This window comes from Arthrobacter sp. H5 (genome assembly GCF_000520595.1).
Taxonomy (GTDB): Bacteria; Actinomycetota; Actinomycetes; order Actinomycetales; family Micrococcaceae; genus Arthrobacter_D.
Map to the genome: position 1 here is coordinate 1 of NZ_KI915000.1, position 1,762 is coordinate 1,762.

4 protein-coding genes and 1 pseudogene are annotated in these 1,762 nt (G+C 61.8%); 4 read left to right on the top strand and 1 reads right to left on the bottom strand.

The annotated features are described in order from the left end of the window. From Y708_RS24785 to Y708_RS24795, 4 genes are all read left to right on the top strand, one after another. A partial coding sequence (locus Y708_RS24785) for a transposase (RefSeq protein ID WP_162150474.1) occupies positions 1-312 on the top strand: 312 nt, incomplete at its 5' end. A gap of 22 nt (positions 313-334) precedes the next feature. Continuing rightward, positions 335-568 (top strand): YkvA family protein, encoded by a 234-nt coding sequence (locus tag Y708_RS24790; RefSeq protein WP_081746765.1) that lies wholly within the window; start codon positions 335-337, stop codon positions 566-568. After that, complete coding sequence (locus Y708_RS31085) at positions 558-725, top strand: hypothetical protein (RefSeq protein WP_253905800.1); 168 nt, start codon at positions 558-560, stop codon at positions 723-725. The genes Y708_RS24790 and Y708_RS31085 overlap by 11 nt, the downstream gene beginning before the upstream one ends. Next, positions 722-1,162, top strand: coding sequence for a cation efflux transmembrane domain-containing protein (locus Y708_RS24795; protein ID WP_253905801.1), 441 nt, complete (start codon positions 722-724; stop codon positions 1,160-1,162). Before Y708_RS31085 ends, Y708_RS24795 begins: the two co-directional genes overlap by 4 nt. 187 nt (positions 1,163-1,349) lie before the next feature. On the opposite strand, the pseudogene Y708_RS0112575 reads toward Y708_RS24795, so the two are convergent. Then, positions 1,350-1,541 (bottom strand): annotated as a pseudogene (locus tag Y708_RS0112575) (Tn3 family transposase); the annotation flags it as partial. Positions 1,542-1,762 lie beyond the last annotated feature (221 nt).

The following is a 1,762-nucleotide window of genomic DNA, read 5'->3' on the forward strand; positions in this document are numbered from 1 at the left end:
TTGGCCAAGAAAGATTACGACTACCGGCCACGGTCACAAAGGGCCGCCAAGAGAGCCGACGACGCAGACCCGGTCATGCCTCGAGTGCATCGTGCGATCAGCAATTTCAAGACGTGGCTGCGAGGGACACACCGATCTGTCAGCAATGAACAACTACAGGTTTACCTCGACGAATTCACGTTCCGCTACAACAGACGCAGCACGCCCATGGCTGCGTTCCAGACTCTCCTCGGTCTTGGCAGTCGGCAGCCGCCGACTACCTACCGCCAAATCACAGAAAATGGCCGAAACGCAAGACATAACCTGAGCTAACCGTTCACCCACTAAGCTTGTTTTGCTGCTGGTGTATCTGGTGTCGCCGCTGGATCTTGTCCCGGACTTCCTGCCCGTGATCGGCTATGCGGATGACGTCATCATTTTGGCGATCACGCTTCGTTCGGTGATCCGCTCCGCCGGGCCGGCATCGTTGCGCCGGCACTGGCCCGGAACCCCGGCCGGACTGGCGATCATTGAACGGCTCGCCGGACTGGCCCCCACCCGGGAACCAGGCCAGACCCATGGTGGTTGAGGGAATGCAGGCCACGGACAGGATCCGGCTGCGGCGGCGCGGCTTCGCCCTGGAATGGGCGACTTTGGTCTGGAACGTTATGGGGGTCGTTGTCCTGGCGATTGCCTCGATCTCGGCGGGCTCGGTGGCCCTTGCCGGTTCGGTCTGGATAGTTTGATCGAGATAGGTGCCAGCGCGGTGGTGATCTGGGAGCTCTCCGGTACCGGCGAACACCGCCAGCGGGTTGCACTGAAACTGATAGGTGGGGCCTTCATTGTCCTGGCCCTCTACCTGCTGATCCAGTCCGGTGTCGCACTGGCCTTGGCGCACCATGCGGCTCCGAGCCCCGGCGGCATCGGCTGGACCGCCGTCACCGCGGCTGTCATGTTCGCCCTCGCGGCGGGCAAAGCCCACACGGGCAAAGCGCTGGGTAATCCGGTCCTGACGGCCGAGGGACGGGTGACGTTCATCGACGGGCTCCTGGCCACCGCCGTGCTGACCGGAGTCCTACTCAATGACCTGGCCGGATGGTGGTGGGCGGACCCGGTGGCTGGCCTGGTCATCGTCTACTACGCAATCCGGGAAGCCGTGGAAATCCTTCGCCCCCACCAATAGATGGCCCAAAATTGGCCCAGAGGCGCTTCGCCTCCCGGGATCGCCGCAAGGGACGGGTCACTGCCCACGTTAGCGGAGGGGTCTGAGCAATCCGGGATCCGGTTCCGTGCCCGCCACGGCCAAGGTGTTCGTGGCGTGGCTGGTGCAGATGGTGTTCCAGTGCACACAATGGCCGCGTTGATCAGGGTCAGTCCGAAACGGTGGGGTCTCGGAGGGGACGCAGGCCTTCTTTTGGTAAGTCGTTGGTACTGAAGTGGTAACGGCCCAGGAGGTTGATGTGGTCATGGCCCAGTGGTGAGAGCCGTTTCAAGTCCTCGTCGTTGATCGGGAAGCCTTCCGATCGTAGTTGTTCGATGGCGGCGTTGATGTATTGGGTGGAGCGTCCGTCCCTTAGGAAGGTTGTCATGGTTGTACTCAGTGGTGCGTAAGAGCGGGCTTGACCGCGGCACCTCGACGGATGATGAAGTTCGGGCGTGGGAAGAAGTATTGCACTAAAGTTGTGGCACTTCAGTGAAAATCGCGAGACCGCTCAGGCGTGGTTGGCCTGATGGTTTGGCGAAATGGGGTCGGAACACGAAAGTGGCAGGCCCCCCTCCGTCC